The sequence below is a fragment of the Amycolatopsis sp. CA-128772 genome, assembly GCF_002904295.1.
In the GTDB taxonomy this organism is placed as follows: domain Bacteria; phylum Actinomycetota; class Actinomycetes; order Mycobacteriales; family Pseudonocardiaceae; genus Amycolatopsis.
Window position 1 is genome coordinate 60,756 of the sequence record NZ_PPHG01000060.1, and the last position, 15,658, is coordinate 76,413.

Below are 15,658 nucleotides of genomic sequence, written 5' to 3' on the forward strand. Positions count from 1 at the left end.
CGGCCCGGGGCGAAGCTCCGGATAACACTGCTGGTTTTCGGGGGCTCCGGGTGGCGGAGCCCCCGGCCCGGGGCGAAGCTCCGGGATAACACTGCTGGTTTTCGGGGGCTCCGGGTGGCGGAGCCCCCGGCCCGGGGCGAAGCCCCGATATAACACCGGGCGCCTTCACGCCGAGCGTGCACCACGAGCCCGTAAGGTGGACGGCACTTTCCGGCGCATCCGCGGCCGGGCAGCGCAGAAGGAGCCAGCCGTGACCACATCGGTTCAGGACACCTCGGGCAGGTTGTACCTCGCCGTCGGCAGGCTGTCCCGGTCGCTGCGCCAGGCCGGCGTGCCCGGGCCGGGCCACGGCGCCATCTCGGCGCTCGCGACGCTGGTGCACGCGGGCCAGCTCCGGCTCGGCGACCTCGCGGCCAAGGAGGGCGTGGCCGCGGCGACGATGTCGCGGATCATCGCGTCCCTGGTCGAGGCCGGGTACGTCAGCCGCGAGTCCGACCCGGTCGACCGCCGGGCGTGGCTGGCGAAGGCGACCGAGGAGGGCGAGCGCCTCGTCTCCGGCGTCCGGTCGACGCGGGTCCAGGAGCTGAACCGCCGGCTCGACCGCCTCTCGCCCGAGCACCGCGAAGCCCTGACGGCGGCGATCCCGGCGCTCGAAGCCCTGATCGCGGACGACTAAGCCGCCTTCTGCCGCAGTTCGGCCAGCTCCGCGCGCAGGGCGCGGAGCTCGTCGAGGATTTCCTGGTTGGCCGCGGCCTGCGCTTCGGCCTGCTTCGCCTCCTCCTCGCGGATGTCCTGGCGCAGCTCGTCCTCCATGCCGCTGACCACGACGGCGATGAACAGGTTCAGCACCGCGAAGCTGGACACCAGGATGTAGACGACGAAGAAGATCCAGGCCATCGGCGCCTGTTCCATGATCGTCTTCGCGATGTCGGGCCACGCCTCGCCGGTCATCACCTGGAACAGCGTGAACAGCGACGTCCCGAGGTCACCGAAGTCGCCGGGGTCGATGCCGCCGAACAGCTTCGTCGCCATCACGCCGGCCACGAAGATGATCAGCGCGAGCAGCGCGGCGATCGACGCCATCCCGGGAATCGCGGCCAGCAGGCCGGAGACGACCTTGCGCATCGACGGCACGACGGAGATCAGCCGCAGGACGCGCAGCACGCGCAACGACCGCAGCACGGCGAACGGCCCGGTCGCCGGGATCACCGCGATGCCGACGACCAGCAGGTCGAAGACGTTCCAGTTGTCCCGGAAGAAGGCCCCGCGGTAGGCGTAGAACTTCGCCAGCAGCTCGGCGACGAAGATGCCCAGCGCAACGTGGTCGAGGGCGTGCAGCAGGCTGCCGTAGCCGTCCATCAGGGACGTGGACGTCTCCATGCCGAGCGTGCCGGCGTTGAAGACGATCACGGCGATGATGAAGTTCTGGAAGCGGCGGTCTTCGAGGGCCTTCGCCACCCGCTCGCGTCCGGTCAAGGCCGCCCCCTGCGTTGGTCAAGGATGAGTAAACGCAGGGATGGTAGCGGGGTGGGTACTCAGCGCTCCTCGGGAGCCAGCCGCCAGAAGGCCGACACCGGCCCGACCTTCGCGCCCATCGGGTACGCGTGTTCGACCGCGTGGGACACGAACCACTTGCCGTAGCGGGCCGCCTCCACCACCGACATGCCCTTCGCCAGGCCCGCCGTCAGCGCCGAGGCCATCGTGTCGCCCGCGCCGTGCGTGTGCGGGGTCGAATACCGCTTGCCCGGCAGCTCCACGAACGTCGAGCCGTCGAAGAGCAGGTCCACGCACTCCGGGTCGGACTGCAGGTGGCCGCTCTTGACCAGGACGTACCGCGGGCCCATCCGGTGCAGCACCACCGCCGCCGTGTGCATGCCCTCGCGGTCGGTCACCGTCATCCCGGTGAGCAGCCGGACCTCGTCGAGGTTGGGCGTCAGCACCGTCGCGCGCGGCAGCAGCTCGTCGCGCAACGCGTGCAGCCCCGCCTCGTCGAACAGCGGGTGGCCGTGCATCGAGGCCGCCACCGGGTCCACGACGAACGGGATCTTCGCGTTCCGGCCGATTTCGGCCTGGTCGCACGCCGCCGCGACGGCGTGGATGATCCCGGCCGACGCCAGCATGCCGGTCTTGGCCGCGCCGACGCCCATGTCCGCCGCCACGGCCTCGATCTGCCCGGCCACGATGTGCGGCGGCAGGTCGGCGCGGTCGTGCACGCCCAGGGTGTTCTGCACGGTGACGGCGGTGACCGCGACCAGGCCGTGCACGCCGCAGGTCAGGAACGTGCGCAGGTCCGCCTGCAGCCCGGCGGCGCCGCCGGAGTCCGATCCGGCGATGGTCAACGCGGTCGGCAGGCTCGTCGTCATGGTGGTTTCCCGACTTCTGGTCTAGGCCAATCAGCCTCTTTTGCTTCATGAACAGTCAACCACGGTGGGACATTGTGAACGTTACTCACGTTCGAAGGAGCCTGGATGAAGCTCTTCTCGGTGGTACTCCTCTCGGCCGCGCTCACGCTCTCCGGGGCGACCGCGGCCAACGCCGACAGTCCCAAGCTGTCCCACGTCACGACCGTCGGTGTGCACAACACCTACGACCCGGCGGCCTACGGCTACCTCGCCCAGGCGCTCGACGCCGGTTCGTCGCTGATCGAGCTGGACGTCTGGCCGGACTTCTTCACCCACGAGTGGAAGGTCAGCCACTCGAACCCGTTGGGGAACAACAACAACTGCGTCGCGGCGACGTCGGCGGCGCAGCTCTACAGCGGTGGTAGGAACAAGAACCTGGAGTACTGCCTCGACGACATCCGGATCTGGCTGGCCGCCCACCCCGGGCGCCCGCCGATCACGCTCAAGATCGAGCTGAAGACCGGCTTCTCGGACAACACCGGCCTGGGCCCGGACGAGCTGGACGCCACCTTCCGCGCGCACCTCGGCAGCGTCGCCTTCCGCCCGGCCGAGCTGCTCGGCGGCTACGCCACGCTCGACGACGCGGCCAAGGCGGACAACTGGCCGTCCGTGGACGCGTTGCGGGGCCGGGTGATCACCGAGATCATCCCGGGCACGGTCGAGGAGGGGAACCCGACCGACACGCTGAAGACCGACGTCGAGTACGCGCGCTACCTGGTCGGCCTCAAGAACGCCGGCAAGCTCGGCGACGCGAACATCTTCCCGACCGTGCACGGCGCGGCCGGCGGTGACCCGCGGGACAAGTACACCGCCGACCTCAAGCCGTGGTTCGTCGTCTTCGACGGCGACGCGAACGCGTGGGTGACCCAGACCGGGCCGTGGTGGTACGACGCCAACCACTACTACGTCGTGATGACCGACGGGCAGAACGTGGCGCCGGCCATCGACGCCCACAACCCGACGGTCGACCAGGCCAACCAGCGCGTCGCCGACCTGGCGAAGCAGCACGCGTCGGTGGTCACGGCGGACTGGACCGGGCTCACGACGGTGCTGCCCCAGGTGCTCGCGCGCGGTTAGACCGTCAGCACGAGCTTGCCGGACACCCGGCCCGATTCGCCCAGCTCGTGCGCCTTGGCCGCGTCTTCGAGCGGAAACGTCTGTTCGACGCGGACCTGCAGCTGACCGGCCTCGATCAGTTCGACGAGGCCGGTCAGCCCGCCGCGGTCCGGTTCGACGAGGATCCGCTTGGTCCGCACGTTCCGCTCGGCGGCGGCTTTCTCGACGTTGTCGGCGACGCCGCTGGGCACGCCGATCAGCAGGCCGCCCTCCTTGATGGCGGGCAGCCAGCGCAGGTCGCTCTCCTCGCCGACGAGTCCGAAGTAGACGTCCACATCGGACGCGGTCGCGCTTTCGTCGTGGTAGTCGATCGGTTCATCGACACCGAGTTCGCGCAGGAACGCGTGCTTCCCGGCGCTGGCCGTGCCGATGACGTGCGCGCCACGGGCCTTGGCGAGCTGCACGGCGAGGTGCCCGACCCCGCCCGCGGCGGCGTCGACGAACACCCGTTGTCCCTTGTGGACGTCCGCCACGTCGACCAGGCCCTGCCAGGCGGTGAGCCCGGCGAGCGGCAGCGCGGCGGCCTCGGCGAACGACAGCCCGGCGGGCTTGCGCACGAACTGCCGCGAGGGCGCGGTGACGTACTCGGCGTAGGCGTTGGCCGGCCGCGGGAACCACGGCATGCCGAGGACTTCGTCGCCCTCCTCGAGTCCGGTGGCGCCGAAGCCGGCCTGTTCGACGACGCCGGCGACGTCCCAGCCGACGGTGAACGGCGGCTCGCCGAGGAACCCGCCGCCGCGCCGCACCTTCCAGTCGACCGGGTTGATCCCGGCAGCCTTCACCCGCACCAGGACCTCGGTCGGCCCGGGTTCGGGGCGCGGTGCCTCGGTGACGCGGAGCACCTCCGGCCCGCCGAGGGCCTGCTGGGTCACGATGCGCATTGCTTCACTCCTTCTGCTTCGGGGTCGGCTCCATCCTCGGGTCGCCGGTCACTTTTCGCCAGAAGGCACTTGTCTGTATTGTAGGTACCTGATGGATACCACTTGTGACCAGGGCGGACCCTGGGATGTGTACCTCCGCAACTGCCCGTGCCGCGACGTGCTGGACCTGCTGGCCAACAAGTGGACGGCCCTGGTCCTGGGCGCGCTGGCCCGCGCCCCGCACCGCTTCGGCGAGCTGCGCCGCGCGGTCGACGGGATCAGCCAGAAGATGCTGACGCAGAACCTCCGCCAGCTGGAGCGCGACGGCTTCGTGACTCGCACGGTGTACCCGACCACCCCGCCCACGGTGGAGTACGCGCTGACGGAGATGGGCGCGGAGGTCGGGGCGCACCTGATCGCGCTGAGCGCGTGGAGCCAGGCGAACTTCGGCCGGATCAGGACGGCCCGCGAGCAGTACGACGGCCGCGAACTGCAGCCGGTCCGCTAAGGCACCACCGGAGGCGTCCGCGTCTCGTACCGGGCCAGCGTCACGCCGCCGGGAAACGTCCGCGTCTCCACCAGGTCCAGCTTCACCCAGCTGTCCAGCGCGGTGAAGAACGGCGCGCCGCCGCCCAGCAGCACCGGGTGGGTGACGATCTCGTACTCGTCGACCAGCCCGGCCCGCATGGCCGCGGCGGCGAGGGCCGGGCCGCCGACCCGCATCGGCCCGCCGTCCCCGGCCTTGAGCCGGGTGATCTCCTCGACGGCGTCGCCGGTGACGACCCGGGTGTTCCAGCCGACGTCGCCGACCGTCGAGGAGAAGACCACCTTCGGCGTGTCCCGCCAGTTCCGCGCGAACGCCACCTGCGCCGGGGTGGCGCCCGGCTGCTGGTCGCCGGTCGGCCAGTGGGAGCTCATGGTGTCCCACAGCTTGCGCCCGTAGAGGAACAGGCTGATCGCCTGCTCCCGCTCGAGCCACCACTCGAACAGCTCGTCGCTCGGCTCGCTCCAGCCGAGGTCGTCGTCCGGCGTGGCGATGTAGCCGTCCAGGGACAGGTTCATGCCGTAGACCAGCTTCCGCATGCTGCGATGCCTTTCCGTCAGTCGGCGCCGGGATCCCGGCGGCTCAGTCTGACAGCACCCAGAACGGCGAGACCGGGCCCACGCCGGCACCCAGCGGGTAAGCCTCCGCGACACAGCGTTCGATGAACTTCTTCCCCGCTGCCACCGCGTCCGGCACCGAAGCGCCCTTCGCCAGCGACGCCGTGATCGCCGACGCCAGCGTGTCCCCGCCGCCGTGGGTGTTCTCCGTGGCGTACCGCGGGCCGCTGAGCGAGATGTACTCGCGGCCGTTCGACAGCAGGTCCACGCAGTCCTCGGTGCCGGGCATGTGGCCGCCCTTGACCAGGACCCAGCGCGAGCCGAACTCCAGCAGCGCCTCGGCCGCGGCCCGCTGCGTGGCCGCGTCGGTGACCGAGATACCCGTCAGCAACCGGACCTCGTCGAGGTTCGGCGTGATCAGCGTCGCCCGGGGGAACAGCTCCGTGCGGATTGCCTCCAGGGCGTCCTCGCGCAGCAGCGAATGTCCGGTCATCGACGCCGCCACCGGGTCGACCACCAGCGGGACGTCCAGGCCGAGCTCGTCCAGGGTCTTCGCCACCGCGCGGATGATCTCCGCCGTGGCCAGCATCCCCGTTTTGGCCGCGTCGACGCCCATGTCCGACGCCACCGCCTTGATCTGCGCCGTGACGACGTCCGCGGGAACCTCGGTGAAACCCTGCACGCCCAAGGAGTTCTGCACGGTGACCGCGGTCAGCGCGACCAGCCCGTGCACGCCGTTGGCGAAGAACGTGCGCAGGTCCGCCTGGATGCCCGCACCACCGCCGGAGTCCGAGCCGGCGATGGTGAGGGCGGTCCTCGGTGTCACGGCTGCACCACCGGCAGGTAGACCTTGCCGCCGGCCTCGGTGAACTCCGCCGACTTCGAAGCCATGCCGGCCTCGATGGCCTCCACAGTGGACAGACCGTGTTCCTCGGCGTACTTGCGGACGTCCTGCGTGATCCGCATGGAGCAGAACTTCGGGCCGCACATCGAGCAGAAGTGCGCGGTCTTGGCGGCTTCCACGGGCAGCGTCTCGTCGTGGAACGAGCGCGCGGTGTCCGGGTCCAGCGACAGGTTGAACTGGTCGTTCCAGCGGAACTCGAAGCGCGCCTTCGACAGCTCGTCGTCCCACTCCTGCGCGTACTTGTGCCCCTTGGCCAGGTCGGCGGCGTGCGCGGCGATCTTGTACGTGATCACGCCGGTCTTGACGTCGTCGCGGTTGGGCAGGCCCAGGTGCTCCTTCGGCGTGACGTAACACAGCATCGCCGTGCCGTACCAGCCGATCTGGGCCGCGCCGATGGCCGAGGTGATGTGATCGTACGCCGGCGCGATGTCCGTCGCGAGTGGACCGAGGGTGTAGAACGGCGCCTCGCCGCAGAGCCTCTCTTCCAGCTCCACGTTCTCCTTGATCTTGTGCATCGGCACGTGACCCGGGCCTTCGATCATCACCTGGACGTCGTGCGAGCGCGCGATGTGCGTCAGCTCGCCGAGGGTTTCCAGCTCGGCGAACTGGGCGCGGTCGTTGGCGTCCGCAATGGACCCCGGACGCAGGCCGTCGCCGAGGGAGAACGTGACGTCGTACTGCCGGAGGATCTCGCAGAGTTCCTCGAAGTGCGTGTACAGGAAGGACTCCTGGTGGTGCGCCAGGCACCACGCGGCCATGATCGACCCGCCGCGGCTGACGATGCCGGTGATGCGCCGCGCGGTCAGCGGGATGTAGCGCAGCAGCACGCCGGCGTGCACGGTGACGTAGTCGACACCCTGTTCGCACTGCTCGATGATGGTGTCGCGGTAGACCTCCCACGACAGCTTTTCCGGTTCGCCGTCGACCTTTTCCAGCGCCTGGTAGATCGGCACGGTGCCGACCGGGACCGGCGAGTTGCGGATGATCCACTCGCGCGTTTCGTGGATCCGCTTGCCGGTGGAGAGGTCCATGATCGTGTCGGCACCCCAGCGGGTGGCCCACACCATCTTGTCGACCTCTTCCTCGACCGACGACCAGACGGCCGAGTTGCCCATGTTGGCGTTGATCTTCACCAGGAAGTTCTTGCCGATGATCATCGGCTCGGACTCGGGGTGCTTGCGGTTGACCGGGATGACCGCGCGGCCGCGGGCGACCTCGTCGCGCACGAACTCGGGTTCGACGCGCTCGCGGGCCGCGATGTACTCCATTTCGCGGGTGATCACGCCCTGTTTGGCCCAGCCGAGCTGCGTGTTGTGCTCGCGCCCGTCGGCCCAGCCGGCCCGCAGCCGGTGAAGTCCACTGTGGACGTCGATCCCGGCGTCCGGATCGGTGTACGGGCCCGAAGTGTCGTAGACGTCGAAGTGTTCACCGTTCGACAGATCGATCCGCCGGACGGGGACGCGGAGGCCGGATTCGGTCTGGTGGTATGCCTTGTGCGAGCCGGTGATCGGACCCGTGGTCACCTTTACGGCAGCATTGTTCTCAAGCGTCGTCAACGACTTTCACTCCCTACGCCGGCATTACCCGGTCAGGTTCATGCGGTCGGTGACGCCTGCGAAACGCAAGTCACCCTCTCAGCCCGCCATGGCGCGAGCTCCCGCGTTGGTGTTGTAACCCCGACCATGCCACGCCGGGTCGGGATACTCAAGTCACCCGGCCAACTCTGCCGGTGTGGCGTAGACGTCGACCATGGCCCCGTTGCGCAGCACGGTGATCGGCAGTGCGGTGCCGATCACGTCCGCGAACAGCTGCCGCTGGATGCCTTGCGCGTCCGAAACACGCGTGCGCCCGACGGTCAGCACCAGGTCCCCGGCGCGCAGGCCGGCCCGGTCCGCGGGGCCGCCGGACACGACTTCGTGCACCCGCAGCCCGGCGCCCTGCCCGGTCCGCCCGGCGACGTCGTCCGGCAGCGGCGCGGGCACACCGACCACGCCGAGGTACGCGCGCCGCACCCGGCCCTCGACGAGGAGCGTGTCGATGATCCGCCGCGTCGTCGCGTTGATCGGCACCGCGAGCCCGAGCCCGACCCCGGCGACGGCGGTGTTGATCCCGACGACCCGGCCGGCGGAGTCGGCGAGCGCGCCGCCGGAGTTGCCCGGGTTGAGCGCGGCGTCGGTCTGGATGACGTCCTCGATCACGCGGGTGGTGCGTCCCTGCCGCACCGGCAGCGCCCGCCCGAGCGCGCTGACGACCCCGGCGGTGACGGTGCCGGAGAAGCCGAGCGGGCTCCCGATGGCCACGACGAGCTGCCCGACGACGAGCCGGTCGGCGTCCCCGAGCGCGGCGGCCGCCGGCGTCTCGCCGCGGGTCCGCAGCACGGCGAGGTCGGACAGCGGATCGGCGCCGACGACGTCGAAGGGCACTTCGCTGCCGTCGGCGAAGGTGGCGGCCCCGCGGCGGTGGTCGGCGACGACGTGGGCGTTGGTGAGCAGGTGGCCGTCCTCGGTGAAGACGACCGCCGAGCCGCTCCCGCGCGCGAGCTGGACCCCGGCGACGTGCGGGGTGACGGTCTTCGCGACGGTGCTGACCGCGCGCGAGTAGGCGTCCATCGCCTCGTCCATGCGTACCTCGATTACACCGTTGCAGGTCCTACAAGTCTGCGCCGGGAAATCAACCGCGGACGTTCGCTGTCCGTGAACCGGTTCACCGGACCAGTGACGGTCAGTGGTTCACCGGATCGGCTCATGCGCCGGTGAAGGATCGGCGGCAGACTCCCAAGTCGCTTCTGTAACGGTGCAGAAAGCGATCTTCTGTGGGGTTGATATGCGCAAACTCATTTCCGGCGCCTTCGCCGGACTGCTGATCGCCGGCCTGATCCCGGCGACCGCGGTGGCCGAGGTGGCTTCGGGACCGGCACCCGGCGCACCCGGGGCCCACCCGAGCTGGCTGCCCGCGAACAAGACCGGGTTCGGCACGGCCCACGACCGGTCGAGCAACGTCTGGTTCACCCTCCAGGGCGGCCAGCTGTCCGAGGTCTACTACCCGGACCTGTCCACGCCCAGCGTCCGCTCGATGAACTTCGTCGTCACGGACGGCCGCAGCTTCGCCGTCGCGGACTACACCGCGAAGTCCCAGCAGGTGCGGCGCATCGACGACGACAGCTTGACCTACGAGCAGACCATCACCGACGACCAGCACCGCTGGCGCCTCCGCAAGACCTACGTCACCGACCCGGCCGCCACGACCGTGCTGGTGGACGTCGACTTCCAGTCGCTCACCGGGCGGCCCTACCAGCTCTACGCGGTCGCCGACCCGGACCTGACCAACGACGGTTCCGACGACTCGGCCGCCCGCGCCGGTGACGCCGTCACCGCGCAGGACGCCACGAACGCCGCCGCCCTCACCGCGAAACCCGCGTTCACGAAGACCAGCGTCGGCTACGCGGGCGCGTCCGACGGCAACACGCAGCTCACCAAGACCTTCCAGCTGAAGCAGTACGACACCGCGGCCACGGGCAACGTCGTGCTGACCGGGCAGACGGCCGCCGACGGGCTCCGCAACCGGCACGTCACCCTCGCGCTCGGCATGGGCGTGAAGGCCGCCGACGCGCTGAAGAGCGCGCAGGCGTCGCAGCGACGCGGCGTCCGCGACATCACGCGCGCGTACGACCGCGGCTGGCGGCAGTACCTGCGCGGGGTGAGCAAGCCGCCGTCGTCGCTGAAGACCGACGCCGAGCGCGACCTCTACCAGGCGTCGATGCTCACGCTCGCCGCCAGCGAGGACAAGCACCACCCGGGCGCGTTCATCGCGTCGCCGAGCATGCCGTGGCGGTTCGGGAACAACGACCCGGAGTGGTCGCCGTCCGGCACCTACCACCTCGTCTGGCCGCGTGACCTCTACCAGATCGCGACCGGCCTGGCCGCCGGCGGCGACACGGCCGCGGCGAACCGCGCGGTGTCCTACATGTTCGGCACGCAGCAGCAGGCCGACGGGCACATGCCGCAGAACAGCCGGGTCGACGGCGTCCCCTACTGGACGTCGATCCAGCTCGACGAGACGGCGTTCCCGATCGTGCTCGCCCAGCAGCTCGGCCGGAACGACCTGTGGCCCGGCGTCCGCAAGGCCGCCGACTTCATCCTCGGCTACCGGGGGCCGGACGGGCAGCCGTCGCCGTACACCCAGCAGGAGCGCTGGGAGGAGCAGGACGGCTGGTCCCCGTCGACCATCGCCTCGGTGATCGCCGGGCTCGTCTGCGCCGCCGACATCGCCACGCACAACGGCGCTTCGGCCGACGCCGCCCGCTACCTCGCCGCGGCCGACAAGATGAAGGCCGACCTGCCGAAGCAGACGATCACCACGAACGGGCCGCTGTCGAAGGACCCGTACTTCGTCCGCCTGACCAAGGACGCCGACGCGAACAACGGTACGACGTACAACCTCGGCAACTCGAGCGTGACGATGGACCAGCGCGCGGTCACCGACGCGGGGTTCCTCGACCTCGTCCGGCTCGGCATCTACCGCGCCGACGACCCGGTGATCCGCAACAGCGTGCGCGTCACCGACAAGGACATCGCCTTCACCACGCCGACCGGCCAGTTCTGGCACCGCTACACGAAGGACGGCTACGGCGAGCAGGCCGACGGCTCGCCGTGGGACTACACGTTCCCGGCGGAGAGCCGCACGACGTTCGGCCGGCTGTGGCCGCTGCTCGCCGGCGAGCGCGGCGAGTACGAACTGACGCTCGGCGACCCGGCGTCGGCCGCGCGGCGGCTGCGTGACCTCGGACGGGTGAGCAGCTCGGCGGAGACCATGCCGGAGCAGGTGTGGGACGAGAACCCGCCGTCGGGCCAGACCGGCTTCCCGGCCGGCACGCCGAACACGTCGGCGACCCCGCTGGCCTGGACGCACGCGCAGTACGTCCGGCTCGCGCAGGACGTCAAGGCAGGTTCGGTGCTGGAGACGCCTCGCGTCGTCCGTTGCCACTTCCTCGGCTGCTGAGTCTCAAGCGCCCCAATGTGGCGTTCGGTGCGTCCAACGCACCGAACGCCACATTGGGTGCGTTGGACGCAACCAACGCCACATTGGGTGCGTTGGACGCAACCAACGCCACATTGGGTGCGTTGGACGCAACCAACGCCACATTGGGTGCGTTGGACGCAACCAACGCCACATTGGGTGCGTTGGACGCAACCAACGCCACATTGGGGCGCTGGGGGCGGGGTCAGATGACGGCGCCGTCGTCCTCGGGGGTGCGCGGCGGGAGCCACGAGTTGCCCGGGACGCCCCATTTGTTGTGCTTCAACATCTTCTTCGCCGCGCGCGCGTGCCGGCCGACCAGGCGGTCCAGGTAGATGTACCCGTCGAGGTGGTCGGTCTCGTGCTGCAGGCAGCGCGCGAAGTAGCCGGTGCCCTCGACCTCGATCGGGTTGCCTTCGAGGTCGGCGCCGGTTACCTTCGCCCACTTCGCGCGGCCCGTCGGGTACGACTCGCCGGGCGCCGAGAGGCAGCCCTCCCAGTCGTCGTCCGGGTCCGGCATGGTCTCCGGGATCTCCGACGTCTCGAGCTTCGGGTTGACGACGACGCCCTTGTGGCGCACGCCCTCGTCGTCCGGGCAGTCGTAGACGAACACCCGCAGGTCGAGGCCGATCTGGTTGGCCGCGAGGCCGACGCCCTCGGCGGCGTACATCGTCTCGAACATGTCGTCCACGAGCGTGCGCAGCTTCTCGTCGAACTCGGTGATCTTCCGAGTCGGCTGGTGCAGCACGGGTTCGCCGGCGATCACGATGGGGTGGATGGTCACGGCGAGCCAGTTTAGTCGGACCCCTCTGGTAGACCTGCATCAGACCGTGACGCGCCGACGTCGATGCCCACGTCGCCGGTGGCTTCCGTGGTTGAATGGCGCCCGCGGAGAGCTAGGTCTGAATCGCCAGGACGCCCGATTGAGAGGGACTCGGATGGACGCCGCGGAGTCGATGGCTGAGCCGCAGCCGTCGCCGCCGAAGCCCGTGCCCGGCCTGACCGAACGCGAGGTCGAGATCCTCGCCTTCGAGCGTCAGTGGTGGCGGCATGCCGGGGCGAAGGAGAACGCCATCCGCGAACGCTTCGACTTGTCTGCTACACGCTACTACCAGCTGCTCAACAAGCTGCTGGAGAAGCCGGAGGCGATCGAAGCCGACCCGATGCTGGTGAAGCGGCTGCGGAAAACGCGGGCCGCCCGCCAGCGCAAGCGAGGCGCCCGGCGACTGGGGATCGAGCTGAAATGAGTGTGTTTTCGGGTATGTCCCGGCCGATGAAGGCCGCGGGCGTCGCGTTGGTCGGGGTGGCCATCATCGCCGCCGTGATCGGCGGGATCACGGCGCTGGGTGGCGGCGACGGGTCGAACGAAGCCGGGCCGAGCGGCACCGCGACGCAGCCGGGTACGTCCGGCGGGACATCGGCGCCGCCGTCGGGCTCTGCTTCGACACCGCCTTCGACTTCGGCGAGCTCTTCGTCGGCCACGCCGTCGTCGCCGAGTTCGCCGGCGCCCGGTCAGCCGACGTCGGCCGGCCCCGGGCAGCCCGGCCAGCCGGGGCAGCCCGGCCAGCCGGGGCAGCCCGGCCAACCGGGTCAACCCGGTCAGCCGGGCGGTGACCAGCAGGCGTCCAACAAGTGGGTGACCGTCCGGGTGCTCAACAACTCGACGATCAAGGGCCTGGCGGACCGGGCGGCCGAGGACTTCCGCGGCGGCGGCTGGAACGTCAACGAGGTCGGCAACTACTCCCAGGGCATCATCCCGACGACGACGGCGTACTACCGCCCGGGCACCGACGAGGAAGCCGCGGCCAAGCAGCTGGCCCAGGAGTTCGACATCAAGGCCGAGCCGCGCTTCGAAGGCATCCAGAGCGCGACCCCCGGCGTCATCGTCATCGTGACGAAGGAATACCAGAGCGGCCACAAGGGCAGCTGAAGCTTCCGGGAAAAGGGGCGGCCGTCGCGCGACGGCCGCCCCTTTTTCATTCGCCGGACTGGGTCTTCGCGTACGCCTCGAGGGTGGCGAGCTGGGCCGGGTCGAGGCTCGGCCGGACCGTCTTCCGGGCCGTCTCCAGGTGGGCCGCGGTGACTTCGCGAGCCTCCAGCGACTCGCGCATCGCCGTCAACGCCGCTTCGCGGATCAGCGCCGCGCAGTCGGCCGCCGAGTAACCGTCCAGAGTGGACGCCACCGCGGCCAGGTCGACGTCGTCGGCCAGCGGCGTGTTCTTCGAGGTGGCGGCCAGGATCGCCGCGCGGGACCCGGCGTCCGGCGGCGGCACGTAGACGCGGCGCTCGAGCCGGCCCGGCCGCAGCAGCGCCGGGTCGACCAGCTCCGGCCGGTTCGTCGCGCCCAGGACGACGACCTCGCGCATCGGCTCGACGCCGTCGAGCTCGGTGAGCAGGGCCGCGACCACGCGGTCGGCGACGCCCGAGTCGGACGACTGGCCGCGGCGCGGGGCGAGCGCGTCGATCTCGTCCAGGAAGATCAGCGCGGGCGCGGCCTCGGCGGCCCGGCGGAACAGCTCGCGGACCGCGCGTTCGGACTCGCCGACCCACTTGTCCATCAGCTCGGCGCCCTTGACCGCGAAGACGTTCAGCGCGCCGGTGCCGGCCAGCGCCCGCACGAGGAACGTCTTGCCACCACCGGGCGGCCCGTACAGCAGCACCCCGCGCGGCGGTTCGACGCCGAGCCGGGCGAACGAGTCCGGGTACCGCAGCGGCCAGAGCACGGCTTCGGTGAGCGACTGCTTGACGTCGACCATGTTCCCGACGTCGTCCAGGGTCAGCCCGCCGGTGGCCAGGTTGTCCGAAGTGGACATCGACACCGGCCGGACGGTGGCCAGCGCGTCCAGCAGGTCCCGCTGCGAGATGCGCGGCTCGTCGGTGTCGCGCTGGCGCAGCGCCGCCCGCAACGCGGCGTCGCGGCGCAGCGCGATCAGGTCCGCCGCCACGAAGCCCGGCGTCCGCTCGGCGAGGACGCCGCAGTCGATGCCCTGGTCGAGCGGGACGTCCCGGAGCAGGACGTTGAGCAGCTCACGGCGGGTTTTCGCGTCCGGAAGGGCCAGGCCGAGCTCACGGTCCAGCAGGTCGGCGGCGCGCAGCCGCGGGTCGGCGGACTCCGCCCGGGCCGTCGTCGCGACGACGGCGAAACGCTCGCGTTTGAGGGCTGTCCTCAGCTCCTCCAGCACGACCGTGGCGACCGGCGGCGGGCTCGCCGCGGGCAGCAGCGCGTCGACGTCGGTGAGCAGCAGGACGGTCGGGCCGTCGGCCGCGCGGACGGCCTCGCGCAGGCGGGCCACGGCGACGTTCGGGTCCAGCACGGCGAGGTTCGGCGCGGCCAGCGGGACGACTCTGATGTCGGCTTCGTGGGCCACCGAGCGCACGAGCGTCGCCTTGCCGACGCCCTCGGGGCCGGACAGCAGGACGCCGAGGTGGGCGGGCGCGCCGAGCCGGGCCAGCAGCTCGGGCCGGTGGAAGGCCAGGTCGAACCACTCGCCGAGCTTGCGCGCGGCGGCCTCGGCACCGATCAGGTCGGCCAGCGGCACGGCCGGCTCCTCTTCGGTGACGACCTCGTCCTCGACGACCTCGGCGTCGATCCACTCCTCGGCCGCGGTGACGGCGGAGGTGCGGACCAGCGCGGTCGCCGTCCGCGGCACGGCGGCTTCGGCGGCCGGGCGCGCGCCGTCCCGCCAGGTGACCACTGTGGACGGTCCGACGGCGACGGTGCCGGCGGGCTCGGTGGCGGTGACGGTGAGCAGCTCGTTCGTCCAGGTGGCGCCGATCGCGCGGGACAGCTGGCCGCGCAGGCCGGCCGGGTCCGACCCCGGCGACGGCGCGAGGTCCTGCGGCAGCAGCGAAACGGCGTCACCGATGGTGAGCACCTTGCCGATCAGCGCGAGCCGCAGCATGTGCGGGCTGACCGACACGCTGGCCAGCCGCGACCCGGCGACGGTCACCGTCTTCGCGGCCGCGACCTCGGCGGGCGCGACGACGACCTCCGCGCCCTCGGTGACGCCGAGGTTCGACATGGTGACGTCGTCGGTGAGCAGGACACCGGGCACGCCGGTCTCGTCGGCGGGCGCGGCGAGCGCGGCGCTGACCCGCGCCCCGGTGAGGTGCACGGCGTCCCAGGCCCGCAGGCCGAGCGCGTCGAGGACTTCGGGATGCAGCCGGACAACGCCCCGGCGCGTGTCCAGCGCGGACGGCGTGTGCCGGACGGTCAGCGTGATCTGCGGGTGGCTCACGCCGTCAACCCTAGCGAGCCA

Annotated in this window: 15 protein-coding genes and 1 riboswitch; of the genes, 6 read left to right on the forward strand and 9 right to left on the reverse strand. The window is 70.8% G+C overall.

Annotation, left to right across the window (positions count from 1 at the left end; translation table 11 throughout):
• Positions 1–250 precede the first annotated feature (250 nt).
• Positions 251–676 (forward strand): MarR family winged helix-turn-helix transcriptional regulator, encoded by a 426-nt coding sequence (locus C2L59_RS21135; RefSeq protein WP_103351229.1) that lies wholly within the window; start codon positions 251–253, stop codon positions 674–676.
• Here C2L59_RS21135 and C2L59_RS21140 read toward each other — a convergent pair.
• Both C2L59_RS21140 and thiD (C2L59_RS21145) read right to left on the reverse strand, forming a co-directional pair.
• Positions 673–1,476 carry an ion transporter gene (locus tag C2L59_RS21140; protein WP_103351230.1) on the reverse strand — a complete coding sequence of 268 codons (804 nt, stop codon included), beginning with the start codon at positions 1,474–1,476 and terminating at the stop codon, positions 673–675. The two genes, C2L59_RS21135 and C2L59_RS21140, sit on opposite strands and share 4 nt — an antisense overlap.
• A gap of 59 nt (positions 1,477–1,535) precedes the next feature.
• Entirely contained in the window at positions 1,536–2,363 is an 828-nt protein-coding gene (thiD, locus tag C2L59_RS21145) for a bifunctional hydroxymethylpyrimidine kinase/phosphomethylpyrimidine kinase (RefSeq protein WP_103351231.1), read from the reverse strand.
• Positions 2,364–2,468: 105 nt separating this feature from the next.
• On the opposite strand from thiD (C2L59_RS21145), the gene C2L59_RS21150 reads away from it, so the two are divergent.
• Positions 2,469–3,479, forward strand: coding sequence for a phosphatidylinositol-specific phospholipase C domain-containing protein (locus tag C2L59_RS21150; protein ID WP_103351232.1), 1,011 nt, complete (start codon positions 2,469–2,471; stop codon positions 3,477–3,479).
• Here C2L59_RS21150 and C2L59_RS21155 read toward each other — a convergent pair.
• Positions 3,476–4,399 (reverse strand): NADP-dependent oxidoreductase, encoded by a 924-nt coding sequence (locus C2L59_RS21155; RefSeq protein ID WP_103351233.1) that lies wholly within the window; start codon positions 4,397–4,399, stop codon positions 3,476–3,478. The two genes, C2L59_RS21150 and C2L59_RS21155, sit on opposite strands and share 4 nt — an antisense overlap.
• Positions 4,400–4,490: 91 nt before the next feature.
• On the opposite strand from C2L59_RS21155, the gene C2L59_RS21160 reads away from it, so the two are divergent.
• A complete protein-coding gene (locus C2L59_RS21160; protein ID WP_103351234.1) occupies positions 4,491–4,886 on the forward strand; it encodes a helix-turn-helix domain-containing protein in 396 nt (131 codons plus the stop codon).
• Here the strand turns inward: C2L59_RS21160 and C2L59_RS21165 are convergent.
• From C2L59_RS21165 to C2L59_RS21180, 4 genes are all read right to left on the reverse strand, one after another.
• On the reverse strand, positions 4,883–5,461 hold the full coding sequence (locus C2L59_RS21165) for a dihydrofolate reductase family protein (protein ID WP_103351235.1): 579 nt from the start codon (positions 5,459–5,461) through the stop codon (positions 4,883–4,885). The genes C2L59_RS21160 and C2L59_RS21165 overlap by 4 nt on opposite strands.
• A 43-nt stretch (positions 5,462–5,504) precedes the next feature.
• Positions 5,505–6,305: a bifunctional hydroxymethylpyrimidine kinase/phosphomethylpyrimidine kinase gene (thiD, locus tag C2L59_RS21170; RefSeq protein WP_103351236.1), complete on the reverse strand. Its 801-nt coding sequence runs from the start codon at positions 6,303–6,305 to the stop codon at positions 5,505–5,507.
• The gene (gene thiC, locus C2L59_RS21175) at positions 6,302–7,939 is read right to left on the reverse strand and encodes a phosphomethylpyrimidine synthase ThiC (RefSeq protein ID WP_103351237.1); all 1,638 of its coding nucleotides are present in this window, start codon (positions 7,937–7,939) and stop codon (positions 6,302–6,304) included. The genes thiD (C2L59_RS21170) and thiC overlap by 4 nt, the downstream gene beginning before the upstream one ends.
• Positions 7,933–8,054, reverse strand: a riboswitch (TPP riboswitch). (Overlaps the previous gene by 7 nt.)
• Positions 8,055–8,092: 38 nt before the next feature.
• Positions 8,093–9,004: a S1C family serine protease gene (locus tag C2L59_RS21180; protein ID WP_103351238.1), complete on the reverse strand. Its 912-nt coding sequence runs from the start codon at positions 9,002–9,004 to the stop codon at positions 8,093–8,095.
• Between the two features lie 202 nt (positions 9,005–9,206).
• Here C2L59_RS21180 and C2L59_RS21185 point away from each other — a divergent pair, with 202 nt between their 5' ends.
• Complete coding sequence (locus tag C2L59_RS21185) at positions 9,207–11,381, forward strand: glycoside hydrolase family 15 protein (protein WP_103351239.1); 2,175 nt, start codon at positions 9,207–9,209, stop codon at positions 11,379–11,381.
• 223 nt (positions 11,382–11,604) lie between these two features.
• Here C2L59_RS21185 and C2L59_RS21190 read toward each other — a convergent pair whose 3' ends face one another.
• A complete protein-coding gene (locus C2L59_RS21190; protein WP_103351240.1) occupies positions 11,605–12,183 on the reverse strand; it encodes a peptide deformylase in 579 nt (192 codons plus the stop codon).
• A 154-nt stretch (positions 12,184–12,337) separates the two neighbouring features.
• On the opposite strand from C2L59_RS21190, the gene C2L59_RS21195 reads away from it, so the two are divergent.
• Together C2L59_RS21195 and C2L59_RS21200 are read left to right on the forward strand one after the other, a co-directional pair.
• Positions 12,338–12,646, forward strand: coding sequence for a DUF3263 domain-containing protein (locus tag C2L59_RS21195; protein WP_003101701.1), 309 nt, complete (start codon positions 12,338–12,340; stop codon positions 12,644–12,646).
• Positions 12,643–13,329, forward strand: a complete 687-nt coding sequence (locus C2L59_RS21200) for a LytR C-terminal domain-containing protein (protein ID WP_233223615.1) — start codon at positions 12,643–12,645, stop codon at positions 13,327–13,329. The genes C2L59_RS21195 and C2L59_RS21200 overlap by 4 nt, the downstream gene beginning before the upstream one ends.
• Before the next feature lie 46 nt (positions 13,330–13,375).
• Here the strand turns inward: C2L59_RS21200 and C2L59_RS21205 are convergent, their stop codons facing one another.
• Positions 13,376–15,637, reverse strand: a complete 2,262-nt coding sequence (locus C2L59_RS21205) for an AAA family ATPase (protein WP_103351241.1) — start codon at positions 15,635–15,637, stop codon at positions 13,376–13,378.
• Positions 15,638–15,658: the final 21 nt, after the last annotated feature.

Excerpts from the sequence above, each read along its gene's own strand:
- thiD (WP_103351231.1), bottom strand. The coding sequence starts at position 2,363 with ATGACGACGAGCCTGCCGACCGCGTTGACCATCGCCGGATCGGACTCC.
- C2L59_RS21150 (WP_103351232.1), top strand. The coding sequence starts at position 2,469 with ATGAAGCTCTTCTCGGTGGTACTCCTCTCGGCCGCGCTCACGCTCTCC.
- C2L59_RS21155 (WP_103351233.1), bottom strand. The coding sequence starts at position 4,399 with ATGCGCATCGTGACCCAGCAGGCCCTCGGCGGGCCGGAGGTGCTCCGC.
- C2L59_RS21160 (WP_103351234.1), top strand. The coding sequence starts at position 4,491 with ATGGATACCACTTGTGACCAGGGCGGACCCTGGGATGTGTACCTCCGC.
- C2L59_RS21165 (WP_103351235.1), bottom strand. The coding sequence starts at position 5,461 with ATGCGGAAGCTGGTCTACGGCATGAACCTGTCCCTGGACGGCTACATC.
- C2L59_RS21180 (WP_103351238.1), bottom strand. The coding sequence starts at position 9,004 with ATGGACGAGGCGATGGACGCCTACTCGCGCGCGGTCAGCACCGTCGCG.
- C2L59_RS21185 (WP_103351239.1), top strand. The coding sequence starts at position 9,207 with ATGCGCAAACTCATTTCCGGCGCCTTCGCCGGACTGCTGATCGCCGGC.
- C2L59_RS21195 (WP_003101701.1), top strand. The coding sequence starts at position 12,338 with ATGGACGCCGCGGAGTCGATGGCTGAGCCGCAGCCGTCGCCGCCGAAG.
- C2L59_RS21200 (WP_233223615.1), top strand. The coding sequence starts at position 12,643 with ATGAGTGTGTTTTCGGGTATGTCCCGGCCGATGAAGGCCGCGGGCGTC.